At 64.9% G+C, this 1,701-nt stretch carries 1 protein-coding gene; it reads left to right on the forward strand.

Annotated elements, in window-relative coordinates:
- Positions 1–1,701: amino acid adenylation domain-containing protein (locus A4R44_RS47225; RefSeq protein WP_198545696.1), on the forward strand; the 1,701-nt coding region annotated here is incomplete at both ends.

Raw genomic sequence — 1,701 nt, forward strand, 5'->3', positions numbered from 1 at the left:
GTGATGGTGACCCTGCAGAACAACGCCCATGCGTCCTGGGAACTCGCCGGATTGCGGACAGAGGCTGTGACGTCGGACTTCGACTCGATGCCGGCGAAATTCGACCTGACGTTCTACCTGTCCGAGATCTTCGGCGCGGACGGGTCGAACGCTGGCCTTGAAGTGGACGTGGAGTACCGGTCCGGACTGTTCGATCGGTCGACGATGGAAACACTTCTGACGCGACTGGAGCGTGTGTTCGAAGCGGTCCTGGCCGATCCCGATGTTCGCGTGGGCGACATCGACGTCGTCGATGCCGCAGAACGCCAACGATTGCTGACGGAATGGAACGGTGATCGGGTCGATCGGCCCGATGCTACTTTGCCGGAATTGTTCGCCGCACAGGTCAGCAGGGCTCCGGACGCACTGGCAGTGTCATGCGGCGAAGCGGCATTGACTTACGCGGAGTTGGATGAGGCGTCGGGTCGGCTGGCCTCGGTATTGGCAGGCCGCGGCGTGTCGGCAGGCGATCGGGTGGGACTGGTATTGCCGCGAGGTGCGGACGCGGTGATCGCCATCCTGGCGGTGTTGAAGGCCGGTGCGGCGTATGTGCCGGTGGATCCGTCGTATCCGGATGATCGGGTCGCCTTCGTCCTGGCCGACGCGCAGGTGTCGGTGGTCGTCGGGATCGGCGAGACTTTGGCGCGGGTGGCGAAATTGGAGCTGGCACAGGGCGCTGCTTTTGTGCACGTTTCTGATACTGCGGCTCCTGCGGAGTTGCCGTGCCCGGATGCGCGGGACGTGGCTTACCTGATTTACACGTCGGGGACGACAGGGATGCCGAAGGGCGTGGAGGTGACGCATGCCAACGTCGTCGGGATGTTGCACGGAGTACGGGATCTGATCGATCTGACGGCCGCTGACGGTAGTCAGCACGTCTGGTCGCTGTTCCATTCCTTCGCGTTCGACTTCTCCGTGTGGGAAATGTGGGGTGCGTTGCTGCACGGCGGGCGGCTGGTAGTGGTGCCGGAGGAGACGGTGCGTTCTCCAAGAGAGTTCCGTGATCTGGTGATCTCGGAGCGGGTCACGGTGCTGAGCCAGACACCGTCGGCGTTCGAGGCGTTCGCCGCCGCTGCGGAGGGCGTGGCGCAGGGGCTGGAGCTTGTGGTGTTCGGCGGTGAGGCTCTGGATCCGCGGCGGGTGGCAACGTGGCTGGGCGGGCCCCGGTTGATCAACATGTATGGAATCACCGAGGGCACGGTGCACGCGTCGTTTCGGGAGTTGACCGCGGCCGATATGGCCAGCGGCGTGAGCCCGATCGGCCGGCCGTTGCCGTCAGCGGCGTTCTTTGTGCTGGATGAACGACTCGCGGTTGTGCCGGTTGGAGTAGTGGGGGAGCTGTATCTCGGCGGCCTCGGGATGGCGCAGGGCTACTGGGGCCGGAGTGGTTTGACCGCCGCCCGCTTTGTGGCGAACCCGTTCGGAGGAGGCCGGTTGTACCGGACTGGGGATTTAGTCCGGTGGACACGAACCGGTGAGCTCGAGTACGTGGGTCGCGCCGACGCGCAGCTGAAGATACGAGGTTTCCGTATCGAGCCGGGTGAGGTCGAGGTGGCGTTGGCACGATGTTCCGGCGTCGCACAGGCGGCAGCGGTCGGGTGCGACGACCCGTCTGGTGGCAAGCGGCTGGTCGCGTATGTGGTGGGTGATGTCGACCCGGTC

The sequence above is a fragment of the Amycolatopsis sp. M39 genome (assembly GCF_001651785.1).
Taxonomy (GTDB): Bacteria; Actinomycetota; Actinomycetes; order Mycobacteriales; family Pseudonocardiaceae; genus Amycolatopsis; species Amycolatopsis rubida.